This is a genomic window from Burkholderia sp. LMU1-1-1.1 (genome assembly GCF_040675865.1).
Lineage (GTDB): Bacteria > Pseudomonadota > Gammaproteobacteria > Burkholderiales > Burkholderiaceae_D > Rugamonas.
In genome coordinates, this window is record NZ_JBEGHG010000011.1 from 41,547 (window position 1) to 59,458 (window position 17,912).

Sequence of the window (17,912 nt, forward strand, 5' to 3'; positions counted from 1 at the left end):
CGCCAGAAATACGTCCATGGCGGCTAACGCGTCAACGCAGGCTGGGCTTGACCGTCTCCACCGCCGACTTCATGGCGCCGGCGCCCATCGCCGCGCCGAATTTCTTCAGCACGCGCTCGGGCAGGCCTTCATGCTGGGTATAGTCGACGATGTCTTCGGCGCGGATGACGTCGCGCGCGACGCTGTCGACCGTGCCCAGGGCGTCGGCCAGGCCCATGTCGATCGACTTGGCGCCGGTCCAGAACAGGCCCGAAAACATTTCCGGGCTTTCCTTGAGCCGCTTGCCGCGGCCGTTGCGCACCACCTGGATGAACTGCTGGTGGATCTCGTCGAGCATCGCCTGCGCATATTGCCGATGCTTGTCCGTCAGCGGCGTGAACGGGTCCATGAAACCCTTGTTCTCGCCGGCCGTCAGCAGGCGACGCTCGACGCCGACCTTGTCCATGAAGCCGGTGAAGCCGAAACCGTCCATCAGCACGCCGATGGAGCCGACGATGCTAGCCTTGTTAACATAGATGCGGTCGGCGCCGGCGGCGATGTAATAGCAGCCGGACGCGCAGATCTCATCGACCACCACGTACAGCGGCTTGCCAGGATAGCCCTTGCGCAAGCGGTTCATCTCGTCGACGATCATGCCGGCCTGGACCGGACTGCCGCCCGGGCTGTTGATATGCATGACGATGGCGACCGAACCGGAATCGGAAAACGCCTTGTTCAGCGCCGGGATCACCACCGAGGCGGCGCCGCTGCCTTCTGATTCGATGGCGCCGTCGATTTCGATCAGCGCCGTGTGACGCCCCAGCGTCTCCTCGGAACCGGTCCAGTTGAAATCGAAGTAGGTGCTCAGCGCGACGATGATCACCAACAAGGTCGCGAACTTGAAAAAGATCCCCCAGCGGCGCGACGACTTTTGTTCTTTCAACGTGGCGAACACCAATTTTTCCAGCACCTCGCGTTCCCAATTGGACGCGGGCACGCTAGGGGTGACCGGCTGCGCCGGCGTCGGGGGGATGTTTTGGCTGTTGATGTTATCGCTCATGGATTACTTTGGTTGGAGGTTTTCAGGCGTTTTGGGGACAAATGGGCGTACATAGTCGTCGGGTTGCCAGAAGATCCGCTCGTCGTGTTCGACCACGCCAATCGGCCGCAGGCGTCCGCCCCGGCAGGGGCCGCCGGCGCACAAGCCGCTTTCCGGCACATAGATCGCGCCATGGGTGGAACACATCAGATACAAGCCGCTGGACTCGAAAAACTCGCCTTCCGCCCAATCGAGTTCGATCGGCACGTGGGCGCAGCGGTTGAGGTAGGCGTACGGCTTGCCGCCGTAGCGGACCACGAAGCCGGTACCGTCGGCGCCGCCGGCGGTGACGGCGAAACGCACGCCCTTGCCGCCCTCCAGCACTGCGTCCGACGCGCAAACCAGTATTTCTTCGTTCATCAAGCGTGCTCGCTCAACCATTGATGCAATTCGGCCACGGTCGCCGCAGAATACAGCGGATTACAGGCAGCCAACTGCTCGACCGGGTGGGCGCCATATTGCACCGCGATCCCGGACGCGCCGGCGTTATTTGCCATCAGCAAGTCGTGCGATGTGTCACCGATCATCACGGTGCGGCGCATATCCTGGCCCAACTCCCGCGTCAGCTCCTGCAGCATGGCCGGGTGCGGCTTGGAGAACGTTTCGTCGGCACAACGGGTGGCATCGAACATCGACAACAGCTTAACGTCGTTCATCGCACGGTTCAAGCCGACCCGGCTTTTACCGGTGGCCACGGCCAGGAAATAGCCGCTCTGCGACAGGTCCACCAGCATATCCTGCACGCCGGGGAACAGCACCAACTCGTGGTCGCGCGACAGGAAATGGTAGCGGTAGCGCTCCACCATGCGCGGATAGTACGACGGGTCGATCTCCGGCAGCACCGCCTGCATCGCCTCGTGCAGGCCGAGGCCAATGACATGGGCGGCCACATCATCGCGCGGGATCGGCAGGGACAGGTCCCGCGCCGCCGCCTGGATACACTTCACGATCGTTGAGGTGGAATCCATCAAGGTTCCATCCCAATCGAAGACGATCAGGTCAAATTGCTTTCTTGCCATGTTTTCCGGCCGCTGGACGCGGCCGGCTCCTTAGAATATTTGCGATTAGTTAAGAGGTTTTCCCAAGCTTACCAAGAATCGTTCACATTCGGCGGCCAACGGCGCGTTCAACGTCATGATTTTTCCGGAATCAGGGTGGGTGAACGTAATTTGATGGGCGTGAAGGAACATCCGCTTGAGCGCGCCACGCGTGGCGTCGGCCTTCAGCAGAACCCGGTTCAAGGCGAAATCGCCGTATTTGTCGTCACCAAGGATGGCGAAGCCGGACGATGATAGATGAACACGGATCTGGTGCGTGCGTCCCGTCTTCAGCTCGGCCTCCAGCAGCGCGAAATCCTTGAATTTCTTCAGCAGCGAAAACACCGTGTGCGACGGCAGGCCGTCGGCCTGCACCGCCACGCGGCGCTCGCCGTCGGCCGTGGTGTACTTGTGCAGCGGCAGCTTGACGTGCTGACGCGCGTTTTTCCAGTCGCCGGCCACCATCGTCAAATAGCGTTTGTCGGTATGGCCGTCGCGCATCTGCTCGTGCAGGTTGGTCAGCGCCGAACGTTTCTTGGCCAACAACAGCAACCCGGACGTGTCGCGGTCGAGCCGGTGCACCAGCTCGAGGAACTTGGCGTCCGGACGCGAGGCGCGCAGCTGTTCGATGACGCCGAACGACACGCCCGAGCCGCCGTGGACGGCCACGCCGGCCGGCTTGTCGATGACTAATAAGTGGCTGTCTTCGAAAATCACCTTGAATTCGGCCGCCGGGACGTGCGTGGTGTCGGCTTTTTCCGCGATGCGCACCGGCGGAATGCGCACCACGTCGCCCTGCACCAGGCGGTACAACTGGTCGATACGGCCCTTGTTGACGCGCACTTCGCCCGAGCGCAGGATGCGGTAAACGTGGCTTTTCGGCACTCCTTTGCAAATACGCAACAAGTAGTTGTCGATGCGTTGACCGGCTTCTTCTTCAGTGATGGTGACGAATTGTGCTTGCAGCGGCAGCGGTGTTGAAGGGGGAACAACATCATTTTGCATCTTCATTTGCTCTGTCTTCCCAGAAATCTCTCTAAGTCCTTCATTTTGAATATATAATTGTTTCGCTGCGGTTCGAACTGCGGCAAGTGTAAGAATAAAAGCACATTTTACACAGGGGCGTCTCCACTGGCCTCGCCAAATTGCAAATTCAGAGGAAAATATGTATACGCACCAGCCATGCGGGAATCAAGGTTGCACCGTTGTTGTAATCGGATGCCGGCATGGATGCAGAATTAAAATGATTGGATTGTAAGGATAAAGTCCGGCCAGCCTGGCTTCGAGCCAGGCTGGCCGGTTGATGAAGTTGATAACGCTTGCCGTTTTCGCCAGACCCCATGCTTTGCTGCAAGCGACGGAAGGCTAAAACCAGCCTGGTTACATTGCAACTTCGCGAAGTTGTAAATATCGAAGTTGTAATACTTGTAGTACGTAAGCCTGGTCAGGATTTGGCTTTCAACGACGCTGCTCACCGCCTGCATTTCTCTGCCTCCCTTACGGGCCGCATGGAAGAGTTGCAGGTGATGCGAGCACTCGGCATGTCGATCGACCTCATGCGCCCAGTTGCGGCCGTGACGCCTCCGCGTCGCTGCGCCGCACAGGATGGGCATACCCACCGCAATCGTCTTAATTCTCGCGTATATCCCTGTACCTCGCCGTTCCGCTTCAGGGCGAACGGCATAGAGATGGCCCACGGGTCGCGGAGTTAATAAAAATGAAACGCATGTTGTTTAATGCTACGCAGCAAGAAGAGCTGCGCGTAGCGATTGTCGACGGTCAGAAACTGATCGATATCGACATCGAAACCGCCGGACGCGAACAGCGCAAGTCCAACATCTACAAAGGCGTGATCACCCGCATCGAGCCGTCGCTGGAAGCGTGCTTCGTCAGTTACGGCGAAGATCGCCACGGTTTCCTCCCTTTCAAAGAAGTAGCCCGCACTTATTTCCGCGAAGGTGTCGACGTCCGTACCGCCTCCGTCAAGGAAGCGCTGCGCGAAGGCCAGGAAATCATGGTCCAAGTCGAAAAGGAAGAGCGCGGCAACAAAGGCGCCGCCCTGACCTCCTTCGTCTCGCTGGCCGGCCGCTATCTGGTCTTGATGCCGAACAACCCGCGCGGTGGTGGTGTGTCCCGCCGTGTCGAAGGTGAAGAGCGCCAGGAATTGCGCGAAACCATGGACAAGCTGGACTTGCCGCCAGGCATGTCGGTCATCGCCCGCACCGCCGGCATCGGCCGCAACGTCGACGAGCTGCAGTGGGACTTGAATTACCTGATGCAACTGTGGCGCGCGATCGAAGGCGCCGGCAAGTCGGCCTCCGGCGCGTTCCTGATCTACCAGGAATCGTCGCTGGTGATCCGCGCCATCCGCGACTACTTCCAGCCCGATATCGGCGAGATCCTGATCGATACCGACGATATCTACGAACAAGCGCACCAGTTCATGAGCCACGTGATGCCCGACATGGTGCACCGCGTGAAGCGTTACAGCGACGACGTGCCGCTGTTCTCGCGTTTCCAGATCGAACACCAGATTGAAACGGCGTACTCGCGCACCGTGCCGCTGCCGTCGGGCGGCGCCATCGTCATCGACCACACCGAGGCGCTGGTCTCGGTCGACGTCAACTCGGCCCGCGCCACACGCGGCTCGGACATCGAGACGACCGCCTTCAACACCAACTGCGAAGCGGCCGAGGAAGTGGCCCGCCAGCTGCGCCTGCGCGACCTGGGCGGCCTGATCGTGATCGACTTCATCGACATGGAAGTGGCCAAGAACCAACGCGAAGTGGAACAGCGTTTGAAAGACGCGCTGCACCACGACCGCGCACGCGTTCAAATGGGCAAGATTTCCCGCTTCGGCCTGATGGAACTGTCGCGTCAGCGCCTGCGCCCGTCGCTGTCGGAAGGCTCGCACGTGACGTGCCCGCGCTGCTCCGGCACCGGCCACATCCGCGACACCGAATCGTCGGCCCTGCAAGTGCTGCGCATCATCCAGGAAGAGGCGATGAAGGAAAACTCGGCCACCATCCACGTGCAGGTGCCCGTGGACGTCGCCGCCTTCCTGCTGAACGAAAAGCGCGGCGAAGTGCTGAAGATCGAAAACCGCCACCGCATCGCCGTGATCCTGATCCCGAACAAGCATCTGGACACGCCGCACTACAAGCTCGAGCGCATCAAGCACGACGATCCGCGTCTGGAAGACAGCCAGGCCAGCTACACCCTGGCCGAGACCGCCGAAACCGACATGGCCTACAGCAAGCGCCAGAAGGAAGAAGCCAAGCCGCGCCAGGAAGCCATGGTCAAGACCATCACCCCTGACCAGCCGGCCCCGCTGGTCGAGCGCAAGCCGGCCGAAACCGTCATCACGCCGGCGCCGGCCCCCGTGCCGGCTCCGGCCGAGCAAGGCTTCTTCGCCAAGCTGTTCAGCTTCCTGAGCCCGAAACCGGCCCCGGTCGCGCAGCCGCAACAACCAACCATCGTCGTCAAGGCGCCGTCGCCGGACCGTGGCGACCGCAACGCCCGCGGCCCGCGCGGCCGCAGCCGTAACGGCAAGGGCACCCGTGGCGAGCGCGAGGAGCGCGAACCGGGCGCGGCCCGTCCGGCAGCGGACGAAGCCAAACCGGTCGACGCCACCGGCCGCCCTGCCCGTCCGCCACGTCCGCCGCGCGAACCGCGCGAGCCGCGTGAAGCCATCGGCGCCGCCGAAGGCCAGGCGCCGCGCGAGCGCGCCGAGCGTCCTGAACGCGGCGAGCGTCCGGAACGTGCAGAGCGCGCCCCGCGTCCGCCACGCGAACCGCGCGCCGACAAGGCCCCGGTCGAAGCCAAAGTGGAAGAGCTGGCATTGAACGCGGGTCTGGCATCGTCCGGCCCGCTGACCGGTGTCGACGCCGCCACCAGCATCCTCAAGACCGCGCCGAACGCCGGTCCCGAGGGCGATGAGAACGAAGTGACGGCCGACGGCGAAGAACCGCGCCGCCGCCGCCGTCGTGGCGGTCGCAACCGCAATCGCCGCGACCGCGAAGGCGGCGAGGGCGTCGAAGGTGTTGACGGCCAAGAAACCGAAGTAGCTGGCGAGCACGGCGAGCACAAAGCGCCGAGCTTCAACGTCGCTCCGGTTGCCGAGGCGGCTGCCGTGGCAACGATCGCCGACGCCGCCCCGGCGCCGGTCGAAGCGTCCGTTACCGCCGAGCCGGTTGCCGCGAAAGTTGCAGCGGCCGAACCGGCGCCGGTGGTTGAGGCGGCTGCTGCTCCTGCGCCAGTCCCCGCTCCTGCTCCAGTGATCGAAACGGCACCAGTGGCCGAGCCGGCCGCGGCCTCGCTCGACGGCACCGTGGTCATGCAAGCCCAAGCGCCTGTCGAAGCGGCGACGCCGGTTCAAACCGAGGACGCCTTCGCGGCCCCGGCCGCCGAGCCAACGCTGGTCCCGGCAGTGGTTGCCGAAGCCGCCGCGCCAGTGGCAGCCGAGGTCGCCCCGGTTGAAGCCAAGGTCGAAGCTCCGGTTGAAGCGCCGGTTGTCGAGGCACCAGTCGTTGCCGAGCCAGTCGCCGCCGCGCCCGCACCCGTGCCCGCCCCGGCACCGGTGGCAGCGCCGGCCCCTGCGCCAGCCCCGGTAGCCGCCGCGCCAGCCGCGCCGATCGACCTGCAAGCAGTGCTCGGCTCCGCCGGCCTGACCCTGGCAGCCACCGATCCGGCCAAGCTGCGCGCTGCACAGGAAGCCGCCGCCAAGGTCGCGGCCCCGGTGCGCGTTCCACGCGAACGCAAGCCACTGCCACCGCAAGCTGACGAACCGCTGGTTCAAGTCGACACCCGCCGCTAACCCGGTCAGGTAGCGAACAAAAAAGGGAAGCCGCGCGCTTCCCTTTTTTCATCCGGGGTCAGGTCCACCATTTCTACACGGCCCCGGCTGTGCAGGCGGAATAAGCACCACCCGGCGGCCGATACGGTCCAGCCCGTGTAGCATTGGTGGACCTGACCCCGGAGTTGTTTGATATGGCCGCTAAACCCGGTCGGCGCCATCGTGCTATCGTAGCTCCTTCGGTGGTAAGCGAATTTCCTTAACAGCAATATTGTAGAGTCATGGCAGAAAAAATCATCATGATGGCCGCGCAGCGCCGCGACGCGCCCGCCATTCCCGCGATCCTGGAAGCGCCAACCGGCCTGCTGAGCGATCAGTTGGCCCGGCCGCTGCACGACCTGCGCATCTCCGTGACCGACCGTTGCAACTTCCGCTGCGTCTATTGCATGCCGAAGGCGGTGTTCGACAACGATTACCAGTACCTGCCGCACACCTCCCTGCTGTCGTTCGAGGAGATCACGCGGCTGGCCAAAACGTTCATCGCCCACGGCGTCGAGAAGATCCGCCTGACCGGCGGCGAGCCGCTGCTGCGCAAAAACCTCGAGCGCCTGATCGGCATGCTCGCCGAACTCAAGACCATCCACGGCAAGCCGCTCGACCTTACGCTCACCACCAACGCCTCGCTGTTGGCGCGCAAGGCGCAGTCGCTCAAGGACGCCGGCCTGCAACGCGTGACCGTCTCGCTCGACGCGCTCGACAACGCCACCTTCCAGCGCATGAACGATGTCGACTTCGCGGTCGACGACGTGCTCAAGGGCATAGACATGGCGCACCAGGTGGGGCTGGGACCGATCAAGATCAACATGGTGGTCAAGGGCGGCATGAACGACGACCAGATCCTGCCGATGGCGCGCCACTTCCGGAACACGCCCTACATCCTGCGCTTCATCGAATACATGGATGTCGGCGCCTCCAACGGCTGGAAGATGGACGAGGTGATTCCGTCGGCCGAGGTGGTGCGCCGCATCCAGGCCGAGATGGCGCTCGAGCCGGTCGCCGCCAACTACGCCGGCGAAACGGCCGCGCGCTGGCGCTACAGCGACGGCGGCGGCGAAATCGGCCTGATCTCCAGCGTCACGCAGGCATTCTGCGCGGACTGCTCGCGCGCGCGCCTGTCGACCGAGGGCAAGCTCTACACCTGCCTGTTCGCCACCAGCGGCCACGATCTGCGCGCGCTGCTGCGCGAGGGCCGCAGCGACGAGGAAATCAGCACCGTGCTGGCGCACCTGTGGCGCGCGCGCGGCGACCGCTATTCCGAACTGCGCACCAACAATACCGACGGCCTGCCACGCAGCGCCAACAAGGTCGAAATGTCTTACATCGGAGGATAGGGTCTGTGAAGAGCAAGATCACCGGGCTGATACTGGCGGGGGGGCGCGGCACCCGCATGGGCCGCGTCGACAAGGGCTTGCAACCGTTCCGCGGCACGACCATGATCGCCCATGTGCTGCAACGCCTGGCGCCACAGGTCGACACCGTCGCCATCAACGCCAACCGCAATTTGCCGCAGTACCAGGCCGCCGCCGGCGCAGACACCGTCGTCATGCCCGATCGGATGAGCGGCTTCGAAGGCCCGCTGGCCGGCCTGCAAGCGGGCTTGCATTACTGCGCCACCGAGCTGCTGCTGACGACGCCTTGCGACTCGCCCTTCCTGCCGGCCGACCTGGCCGCGCGCCTGTACGCCGCGCTGGAAAGCGAAGACGCCGACCTGGCCGTCGCCGTGACCATGGAAACGGACGAGCAGGAAGGCGGCGCCCCCTATCGCCAGCCGCATCCCGTATTCAGCCTGCTCAAGGCCAGCCTGCTGCCGCAATTGGAGGCCTACCTCGCCACCGGCGCGCGCCGCGTGGAGGGCTGGCACAAGTCGCTGCGCGTGGCCGAGGTGATGTTCGACGACGCCTCCGCTTTCCGCAATATCAATACGCTGGAAGAGCTGAAGCGGCACGAGCCCGAACCAGCCACGCCCGCCGCGACGCCCGCCCCCGCCGCCTTCAATGCGGGCATGGCTGGCGACCCGGACGCCCTGCCCGTCGACGAGGCGCGGCGCCTGATCGCGCAGCGCATAACCCCGGTGGCGGCGGCCGAAAAAGTCGCTTTATGCGCCGCGCTGGACCGCGTTCTAGCGGAAGACATCATCTCGCCGATCAACGTCCCCGCCTACGACAACTCGGCGATGGACGGCTACGCGCTGCGCGGCGCCGACTTGCCGCTCGACGCGGGTTCGGGACCGGTCACCCTGAGGGTCATCGGCGCCGCCTACGCCGGCCGCCCGTTCGAGCAAACGGCGGCCGCCGGCGAATGCGTCCGCATCATGACCGGCGCCGCCATGCCGCCCGGTTGCGACAGCGTGCTGCCGCAGGAACTGGCGGCCGCGATCGGCGAATCGAGTATCACCATCACGCACGGCACGATCCGCCCCGGCGCCAATCGCCGCTTCGCGGGCGAGGACTTGAAAGCCGGCGGCGTCGCGCTGGCGCAGGGTAAAATCCTGCGGCCCGCCGACCTGGGTCTGGTGGCCTCGCTCGGCATCGCCGAGGTGACGGTGCGGCGCCGCCTGCGCGTGGCGTTCTTCTCCACCGGCGACGAACTTCGCTCACTGGGCGACCCGCTCGATACCGGCTGTGTCTACGACAGCAACCGCTACACCTTGTTCGGGATGCTGACGCGCCTGGGCTGCGAGGTTGTCGATTTGGGCATCGTGCGCGACGATCCGGCGGCGCTGCAAGCGGCGCTGCGCGCGGCGTGCAGGGATGCGGACGCCATCATCACCTCCGGTGGCGTGTCCGAGGGCGCGGCCGATTACACGCGCGACATCATGGCGCTGCTCGGCGACGTCGCCTTCTGGAAGCTGGCGATGCGGCCGGGCCGTCCGCTCGCCTTCGGCGAGGTGCGGACGGACGACGGCGCCGCGTGGCTGTTCGGATTGCCGGGCAATCCGGTGGCGGTGATGGTGTCGTTTTATATGTTCGCGCGTCCCGCGCTGCTGCGCATGATGGGCGTGGGCGAGACGCAGGCGGCGCCGCAAACGATGCGGGCGCGGACCACGGAGGCGATCCGCAAGCGTCCCGGCCGCACCGAATATCAGCGCGGTATCGTGACGACCGGCGCCGATGGCGAGGCCCGGGTGCGGCTCACCGGGGCGCAGGGTTCGGGCATACTTAGTTCCATGACGGAGGCGAATTGCATTGTCGTGTTGGGGCATGAGCAGACCAACGTCGCCGTAGGTGACACGGTCGACATCATTCTGTTCGATGGTTTGATTTAACGCCGATAGCCCCAGCAGGCCATCACGCGTGGGCATCCCCTGTATCGTCGTCCTGCCGCAACCGCAACAATGCCTCCGCCGAGTTGGCGAACAACGCCGCGTCCCTCTCGATGCGGCGGAACGCCCGTCCCAAGCTTGCGCGCATGAAGGTGCTGTGCGCGTAGCGCGTGACCTTGCTGTAATAGCGCTCCGCCAGCTGGTTGACCGCTTCCACATACTGGTCCATCAAGTCAGGCGCGATCGAGAAATTGTCGTAGTTGATCACCGCCGGCACCTTGCGTCCCAACGGCGCCAGGCGCTCCGCCACCATCCCGCAAATGCGCTCGATGGTCGCCGCGTCGCTCACCTCGAAACCTTCGAAGTTCACAAAGAACAGCTCCTGCTGCGCGTCGTACACCAGCCGCCGCTCCAGCGGCTGCGCGAGGAAGTCGACCCGCCAGTTCATCGGCAACGGCCCGAAAATCCGCGCGTCCATCAACTTCAGCTCCGCGCTGATCGAAGGCTTGAAATCCATCTGCGCCAGGATATCGCGCTCCAGGTCGACGCCGGGCGCGATCTCGATCAGCTCCAGCCCCGACATACCGCCCTCCATCACCAGCTTGAACACGCAACGCTCGGTGACGAACAAGGCTTCCTGGCCGCGCCGCGCGGCATACTCGCCGCTGTAGGTGCGGTGCTCCACTTCGTCGATGAATTTGCGCGTGCGCCCCTTGTCGGCGGTGAAGGTACCGACAAACACCACCTTGCGCGCGTTCTGGCTGATATTGATGAAACCTCCGGCGCCGGCCAGCTTGCTGCCGAATTTGCTGACGTTCAGGTTGCCGTGACGGTCGGCCTGCGCCAAGCCGAGGAAAGCCACATCGAGCCCGCCGCCGTCGTAGAAATCGAACTGGTAGGGCTGGTCGATGACGGCGTCCGCGTTGGTGGCCGCGCCGAAATTCAAGCCGCCGGCGGGCAGGCCTCCGATGACGCCCGGTTCCGCCGTCAAGGTCACCAGGTCGAGCAGCTTCTCCTCCGCCGCGACATTGGCCACGCCCTCCGGCATGCCGATGCCGAGATTGACGACGTTGTTCGGCCGCAGTTCCATCAGGGCGCGGCGCGCGATGATTTTTCGCTCCGACAGCGGCATCGGCGCCATCGCCGACAAGGCCACGCGCAGTTCGCCGGCGAAGGCCGGGTTGTAAGGCTCGGCGAACGTCTGCATGTGATACTCGGGCTTTTCCGCCACCACCACGCAGTCGACCAGGATGCCCGGTATCTTGACCTGGCGCGGATTGAGCGTGCCGCGCTCGGCGATCCGCTCGACCTGCACGATGACGATGCCGCCGGAATTGTGCGCCGCCATCGCGATCGCCAGCGCTTCCAGCGTCAGCGCCTCGCGCTCCATGGTGACGTTGCCGTTGGCGTCGGCCGTCGTGCCGCGGATGATCCCCACGTGCAACGGCTGCGCCTTGTAGAACAGGTACTCATTGCCGCCCATGGTCGCCACCTCCACCAGCTCCTCGGTGGTGCGGTCGTTGATCTTGCCGCCGCCGTGGCGCGGATCGACAAACGTGCCGAGGCCGACGTGCGTCAGCAATCCCGGCTTGCCGGCGGCGGTGTCGCGAAACAGCTGGCTGATGACGCCTTGCGGCAGGTTGTACGCTTCGATCTTGCCGCCGATGGCCAGTTGCTGCAGCTTGGGCACCAGGCTCCAGTGGCCGCCGACCACCCGTTTGAGCATGCCCTCGTGCGCCAGGTGATTGAGGCCGCGATCCTTGCCGTCGCCCTGGCCGGCCGCGTAGACCAGGGTCAGGTCGCGCGGGTGGCCGCCGCCATCGGACGCCGGCGCCAGGAAGCGCCGCTCCAGCGCCACCGCGATATTCTCGGCGAAGCCGACGCCGACAAACCCGCCGGTGGCGATGGTGTCGCCGTCGCGTATCAGGCCGACCGCGTCGGCCGCGCTGACGATCTTGTTGCGCTGGACGGCCGGCATGCCGACGGTGGAAAAATCAAGGCTACGTCCTGGCATGATCGCCTCCGTTTTTTAGTCCGTTTCAGGATCGGTTTTATCTAATTCGGGGCCCAGCAGCAACTGCGCCGCCTCGCTCGGCAGCGCCTCCACCGTCTTGAGCTTGCGCGCCATCTGGCGGCTACGGGTTTCGGCCGATTCGATGTTCTTGGCGGCGCGCTCCAGGGTCAACTTGGTCGCGGCCAGCACATCGCCGAACTTGGCGAACTCCGTCTTCACCGCGCCCAGCACCTGCCACACTTCCGACGAGCGCTTCTCCAGCGCCAGCGTGCGGAAGCCCATCTGCAGGCTGTTGAGCAGCGCCGACAAGGTCGACGGCCCGGCGATGCTGATGCGGTGGATACGCTGCAGTTCATCGGCCAGCCCCGGACGGCGCATCACTTCCGCGTACAGCCCCTCGGTCGGCAGGAACAGGATGGCGAAGTCGGTGGTGTGCGGCGGCGACACGTATTTTTCCGAGATCGTCTTGGCCTCGCCGCGCACCGCCCGCTCCAGCTCGCGCCCGGCCAGCGCCACACCCTCGGCGTCCGCGCGGTCGGCGGCGTCCAGCAGGCGTTCGTACTGCTCCTTGGGGAACTTGGCGTCGATCGGCATCCACACCGGCGCCCCGCCCTCCACCTGGCCCGGCAGCTTGAGCGCGAATTCGACGCGCGCGCCGCTGCCGGCGATGGTCTCGACGTTCTTCGCGTACTGCTCCGGCGTGAGCACCTGCTCGAGCAGCATCTCCAGCTGCACCTCGCCCCATGTGCCGCGCGTTTTGACGTTGGTCAGCACCCGCTTCAAATCGCCGACGCCCAGCGCCAGCTGCTGCATCTCGCCCAAGCCCTGGTGGACCCGTTCGAGCCGCTCCGACACCTGCTGGAACGAGGCGGTCAGGCGCGTCTCCAGCGTCGCGTGCAGCTTCTCGTCGACGGTCTTGCGCATTTCTTCGAGACGGGCGCCGTTGTCGGCCTGCAGATCCTTGATCTTGGCCTCCAAGGTCGCGCGCACCTCCTGCATGCGCGCCGCGTTCGACTCGGTCAGCCGGGCCAGCGCCTGGTTCATGCTGTCGGCGAACTGCTTCAGGCCCCGGCTCTGCTCCTCGCGCCCGACCAGGCCTTGCGCCTGCAGCTGGCGGCGCATGTCCTCGAACTGCTGCACTGTGGCCGCGTGCGTGGTTTGGGCGGTCGTTTGCAACTGCATCCGCACCTCGCGCTCGACCCGCTCGATACGCTCGGCCAGGCCGGCGTCGGCCTGGGCGCCGCCGGCGCGCCCGCGCAGCAGCGCCACGACCTGCAGCACCAACACCATCGCCAGCGCCGCCAGCAGGACAAAAAATTCGGTCTGGGTCATGGCGTCAATCCGGCTTGTTGCGCATCCAGTCGGCGGTCTGGTAGAACGACTCCATCAGCCGCACCCGCAGCGCCTCGTCGATGCCGACGTCCTCCATCGCCCACGCCATCGCGCGCAGCCACTGGTCGCGCTCCTGGGTGCCGATGGCGAACGGCATATGCCGCATCCGCAGGCGCGGATGGCCGTGCGCTTCGATGTACAGGTCCGGCCCGCCCATCCAGCCGCTGAGGAACATGAACAGGCGCTCGCGCGCGTTGTCCAGGGTCGGCGGATGGGCCGCGCGCAGCAGCGCGAACTCGGGCTCGAGTTCCATCAGATCATAAAATCGGTCGACCATGTCGCGCACGCGCGATTCGCCGCCGATTACTTCGTAGAGGGTTTGTGGTTCAGTCATAGCCGTCATGATAACGCACCATAGCGTACGTTGCCGCACCGCGCCGCCCGTGCGGAGACGCGGACCGGCGTGCCCTACACCAGCGCCAGCCGGTTAAGGCGCCGCGTCGACGACCAGCTCTCCAGATCGACCTGCGAGCGGATATCCTCGCACGCCTGGACGATGCGCGCCAGCTGCGAACCGTCCAAACCCGAATTGAGCGTCAACCGCACCAGCGAGCGGTTCTTGGCCGTCGCAGGCGCGCAGAACATGGCGCCGTAGATGCCGTGCGTCTCCAGCAACTTGCGCAGCGCCAGCGTCTTCGGCTCGGGCCCCGGCTCCAGCGCGATGATCTGCTCGCTGCCCTCGCCGACGTTGTAGCCGAGCGCGCCCAAATCCTCGCGCAACTCCAGCGAGATCGCGTGCAGCGCGGCGCGGCGGTCGTCGGCCGCCGCCACAAAATCGATGGCGGCGTCGAACCACGCCAGCTCGTGGCCCAGCAGGCAGGAGCTGAAAATGGCCGGTCGCGATTCGGACAGGAAGTACCCTTTGAACTTGCTCGAACAGGTGATGAAGCCGGCGCGCCCGGCGAACGCCTTGGCCAGCGACGCCGTGCGGAAATGGACGCGTCCGCTCAGCCCCTGCGCCGCCACCAGCCCGGCGCCGCGCGGACCGTGCGTGCCCAGCGAATGCGATTCGTCGACGATCAGCAGGCAGCCGTGCGCTTCCGCGATCTCCACCAGCTCCCGCAGCGGCGCCAGGCTGCCGTTGGTGCTGTAGAGCGCATCGACGGCGATCAACCCGCGTCCATGGCGCGCGAGCTGCTTGCGCAGATGCTGCATGTCATTGTGCAGGAAGGACACCGGCGTCGCCCCGGCCGACTGCACGCCCTCCCACAGCGACGCATGGGCCTGCATGTCCAGGTACACCGGAATGCCTGGCGCGGCCAGGGTCTGCACCAGGCCGACATTGGCGGCCCAGCCCGATTGGGCCAGGATGCCGTCCTGCGCCCCCATCAGCGTGGCGAACTTGCGCTCCAGCCGATGCTGGGCGCTGCCCTCCTGCAAATACACGGCCGACATCAGCATTTCCCCCTGGCTGTCGCGCAGCGCGGCGATCTGCGCGCGCACCAGCGCCGGCTCGCCGCCCAGGCACAGGTAGTCGTTGCCGGCCAAAAAGACGGCGCCGCGCGGCGTCGGCTGCCAGGCATGCGGATGCTCGCCGCCCAGCAACTGCGCGATGCGGGTGACGTAATGCTCGTCCATGCGGGCGTTGACATAGTCCGGCATCGCCTGCTCGGCGGACATGGCCGAGCCATGGGAGAGCACGGCGGAATTACCACGGATGGAATTATCAGCAATAGCGGTTGACATCTTGTTATCTCCTTAGAAGTTGAAAGGTTGCTATTTGTGAATCTCATGTCGCACCTTGCAGCAATTAAAGAGTCGGAGATTGATACAGATCAACTTGTGATTTGATATGGCTAAGCACGGTTCAATTTCAGGCGATGATGCAAACTTGATACACGTCACATCGGCCATGAAGCATCCCCTGCAAGCACGCTGGAAACGTTGGCAACACGGACTGGTCCAGTCGCTGCTGCTTTATCATGGTCGTGAGGACCATGCGACCGTGCGCGTGCTGCTGCTCGCCTGCATCGGCACGGTCGGCATGCCGCTGTACTACGTGATCTGGCAGCATTTTTTTCCACAGGAATATGAAAGCCTGCCGCTGCGCATGGTCGGCATCCTGCTGTGCGCGCTGGGCCTGTTCGCGCGCCAGTTCACCCGCCGCATGCTCGACCTGTACCTGTTGGTCGCGCTGAGCTACATCTTTCCGTTCTTCTTCACCTTCATGTTCGTGATGAACCACGCCTCGGGCGTGTGGGGGGAGTCGTTGCTGATCGGCCTGGTTGTGCTGTTCCACTTCGATACCAGCCTGGCGCTGCGGGCCTATGTGATCGGTACCGCGCTGGCCTGCGCCGCCGCCGTCGCGCTCGGTGAAACCGCCACCCTGCTCAGCAAGCCGGTGCTGCAGCAACTGCCGGTGCACTGGTTCACCATCGCGGTGCTGTCGGCGGCCAAGATCAGCCGCAATGTGCTGGCGCAGGAAAAGCTGGCCGGGCTGGGCGCGGGCCTGGCCACCGTCGCCCACGAGCTGCGCACGCCGCTGACCAGCGTCGACGCCAACGTGCGCGGCCTGCTCAGGTTGTTCTCGGACATCAATGGCCGGGTGGCGGAGGACCGGCTCGGCACGATCGACGCGCTGGCCCGCATCCAGTTCGAAGTGCGGCACATGAACCACATGATCGACCTGTTCCTGCTCAGCGCCACGGCGGTGCGGCAAAACCTGCGGCCGGTCGAGACGGTGTCGATGGAAACGGTGGTCGAGGCGGTGCTCAAGCGCTACCCGTTCTCCAGCACCGCCCAGCAAAAGGTGGTCACATTGGAGGTGCGCCACAACTTCCGCTTCGCCGGCCAGGCCGAGCTGTCGGTGGTGATCCTGCTCAATCTGCTGCGCAACGCGCTCAAGGCGGTGCAGCGCGCCGGCAAGGGCCGCGTGCGCATCGTCGTCGACGGCGCCCACGAGCCGCCGCGCCTGCTGTTCATCGACACCGGCTGCGGCATCCCGGCGCCGCAGATGTCGCTGATTTTTCGTCGCTTCTACTCCTACCCGCCGCACAACGGCGCAGGGATAGGCCTCGCGCTGTGCCAGGAAATCATGGAAGCGTGGAACGCCACCATCCGCTGCGTGTCGCGCGAGAGCGCGTACGCCATCTTCGTGCTGGAGTTTCCCCAGCAGCTCTCCACTTCAAGGTGAATCCAATGCATCTGCCCGTCTACTCCCACCCGACGCTGACCGTGCTCGTCGACGACAGCGATTCCTTCCTCAAAAGCCTGTCGTTCCAGCTCGATCCCATGTTGGCGAGCAAAACCTTCCACGACACCTCGGCCGCGCTGCAATGGCTGCGCCAAAGCGAGGCCGACGACGGCGTGCTGCTGCAGGTGAACTTCGACATGCAAAACCTGACCGGCGACCAGTGCAACATCGCGCTCGACCTGGAACGCATCTACCGCATCGGCGAGCAACGCCGGCGCTTCTCCACGCCATCGGTGCTGGTGATCGATTATTCGATGCCGCAAATGAACGGGCTGGAATTTTGCGAGGCGGTCAGCCACCTGCCGTGCAAGAAGATCCTGTTCACCGGCACGGCCGATGAAAAAATCGCCGTCGGCGCCTTCAACCGCGGCCTGATCGACCGCTACATCAAGAAGAGCGACGACCACGCGCTCGACATCCTGGAAGTGGAGATCGCCGCGCTGCAGCGCAGCTATTTCGACGACAAGTCGGAAACGCTGCGCGAGCTGGTGCTGCTGCATAACTACCATTTCCTCGGCGACCCGGTGCTCGCGGGCCTGGTGCAGCACTTGATGGCGTCGATGGGATTTGTCGAGCACTACATTTTTCCGAATCCGACCGGCATCCTGTTCCTCGACAAGCATGGCAAGGCCCAGCTGATGATGATAGAGACCGAGCAAGGCATGTACGCGCAGTACGAGATCGCCCGCGACAGCGACGCGCCGCCGTCGTTGCTCGACGCATTGTTGGCGCGGCGGGTGTTGCCGTTCTTTTCGGACGCCGAGGGGGATGGGATGTATTCGCGCCAGGTCGGCGACAGCTGGCACCGCTATTGCGCGGCGCCGCAGCTGTGCCATGGGCGCGAGACGTATTATTGGGCGCTGTTCGATTTGCCGGGGCATTATTTCGACAAGCTGCCGTATGCATATGCGCAGTTTTTGAAGGAGCATGCGGCGCAGGAGCGTGTCGCCGCGTAGGGCGGATTAGGCGGAACGCCGTAATCGGCCATGCATGCGCCGCCGACGGCGCAACCATGGCCGATTACGCTGCGCTAATCCGCCCTACGTGGATCCATCGTGTAATCCGTGATGTATCCACTGGA

14 protein-coding genes are annotated in these 17,912 nt (G+C 64.7%); 5 read left to right on the forward strand and 9 right to left on the reverse strand.

From position 1 onward, the window contains the following. Positions 1 to 31: 31 nt before the first annotated feature. From MRBLMU1_RS11280 to MRBLMU1_RS11300, 5 genes are all read right to left on the reverse strand, one after another. Complete coding sequence (locus tag MRBLMU1_RS11280; protein ID WP_363501088.1) at positions 32 to 1,039, reverse strand: S49 family peptidase; 1,008 nt, start codon at positions 1,037 to 1,039, stop codon at positions 32 to 34. A 3-nt stretch (positions 1,040 to 1,042) separates the two neighbouring features. Continuing rightward, positions 1,043 to 1,438: a Rieske (2Fe-2S) protein gene (locus MRBLMU1_RS11285; RefSeq protein WP_363501091.1), complete on the reverse strand. Its 396-nt coding sequence runs from the start codon at positions 1,436 to 1,438 to the stop codon at positions 1,043 to 1,045. Continuing rightward, on the reverse strand, positions 1,438 to 2,097 hold the full coding sequence (locus tag MRBLMU1_RS11290) for an HAD-IIIA family hydrolase (protein ID WP_363501094.1): 660 nt from the start codon (positions 2,095 to 2,097) through the stop codon (positions 1,438 to 1,440). The genes MRBLMU1_RS11285 and MRBLMU1_RS11290 overlap by 1 nt, the downstream gene beginning before the upstream one ends. Positions 2,098 to 2,142: 45 nt before the next feature. Next, a complete protein-coding gene (locus tag MRBLMU1_RS11295) occupies positions 2,143 to 3,126 on the reverse strand; it encodes an RluA family pseudouridine synthase (RefSeq protein WP_315218711.1) in 984 nt (327 codons plus the stop codon). Between the two features lie 227 nt (positions 3,127 to 3,353). Continuing rightward, on the reverse strand, positions 3,354 to 3,728 hold the full coding sequence (locus MRBLMU1_RS11300) for a hypothetical protein (protein WP_363501098.1): 375 nt from the start codon (positions 3,726 to 3,728) through the stop codon (positions 3,354 to 3,356). Between the two features lie 104 nt (positions 3,729 to 3,832). On the opposite strand from MRBLMU1_RS11300, the gene MRBLMU1_RS11305 reads away from it, so the two are divergent. The 3 genes from MRBLMU1_RS11305 to glp all read left to right on the forward strand — a co-directional run bounded on the left by MRBLMU1_RS11305 (position 3,833) and on the right by glp (position 10,235). Further along, positions 3,833 to 6,931: an Rne/Rng family ribonuclease gene (locus tag MRBLMU1_RS11305; protein ID WP_363501101.1), complete on the forward strand. Its 3,099-nt coding sequence runs from the start codon at positions 3,833 to 3,835 to the stop codon at positions 6,929 to 6,931. Positions 6,932 to 7,191: 260 nt separating this feature from the next. Then, the gene (gene moaA / locus MRBLMU1_RS11310) at positions 7,192 to 8,301 is read left to right on the forward strand and encodes a GTP 3',8-cyclase MoaA (protein WP_363501104.1); all 1,110 of its coding nucleotides are present in this window, start codon (positions 7,192 to 7,194) and stop codon (positions 8,299 to 8,301) included. 5 nt (positions 8,302 to 8,306) lie between these two features. Beyond that, a complete protein-coding gene (gene glp / locus MRBLMU1_RS11315; RefSeq protein ID WP_363501107.1) occupies positions 8,307 to 10,235 on the forward strand; it encodes a gephyrin-like molybdotransferase Glp in 1,929 nt (642 codons plus the stop codon). Positions 10,236 to 10,257: 22 nt separating this feature from the next. Here the strand turns inward: glp and MRBLMU1_RS11320 are convergent, their stop codons facing one another. From MRBLMU1_RS11320 to cqsA, 4 genes are all read right to left on the reverse strand, one after another. Further along, positions 10,258 to 12,246 carry an acyl CoA:acetate/3-ketoacid CoA transferase gene (locus tag MRBLMU1_RS11320; RefSeq protein ID WP_363501110.1) on the reverse strand — a complete coding sequence of 663 codons (1,989 nt, stop codon included), beginning with the start codon at positions 12,244 to 12,246 and terminating at the stop codon, positions 10,258 to 10,260. Between the two features lie 15 nt (positions 12,247 to 12,261). Beyond that, a complete protein-coding gene (gene rmuC / locus MRBLMU1_RS11325; RefSeq protein WP_363501113.1) occupies positions 12,262 to 13,578 on the reverse strand; it encodes a DNA recombination protein RmuC in 1,317 nt (438 codons plus the stop codon). Between the two features lie 4 nt (positions 13,579 to 13,582). Further along, on the reverse strand, positions 13,583 to 13,981 hold the full coding sequence (locus tag MRBLMU1_RS11330) for a group II truncated hemoglobin (RefSeq protein ID WP_363501116.1): 399 nt from the start codon (positions 13,979 to 13,981) through the stop codon (positions 13,583 to 13,585). A 65-nt stretch (positions 13,982 to 14,046) separates the two neighbouring features. Then, entirely contained in the window at positions 14,047 to 15,324 is a 1,278-nt protein-coding gene (gene cqsA / locus MRBLMU1_RS11335) for an alpha-hydroxyketone-type quorum-sensing autoinducer synthase (protein ID WP_363501119.1), read from the reverse strand. 166 nt (positions 15,325 to 15,490) lie between these two features. On the opposite strand from cqsA, the gene MRBLMU1_RS11340 reads away from it, so the two are divergent. Both MRBLMU1_RS11340 and MRBLMU1_RS11345 read left to right on the forward strand, forming a co-directional pair. Then, positions 15,491 to 16,771, forward strand: a complete 1,281-nt coding sequence (locus MRBLMU1_RS11340; protein ID WP_363501122.1) for a sensor histidine kinase — start codon at positions 15,491 to 15,493, stop codon at positions 16,769 to 16,771. Positions 16,772 to 16,776: 5 nt separating this feature from the next. Further along, the gene (locus MRBLMU1_RS11345; RefSeq protein ID WP_363501125.1) at positions 16,777 to 17,787 is read left to right on the forward strand and encodes a hypothetical protein; all 1,011 of its coding nucleotides are present in this window, start codon (positions 16,777 to 16,779) and stop codon (positions 17,785 to 17,787) included. Positions 17,788 to 17,912 lie beyond the last annotated feature (125 nt).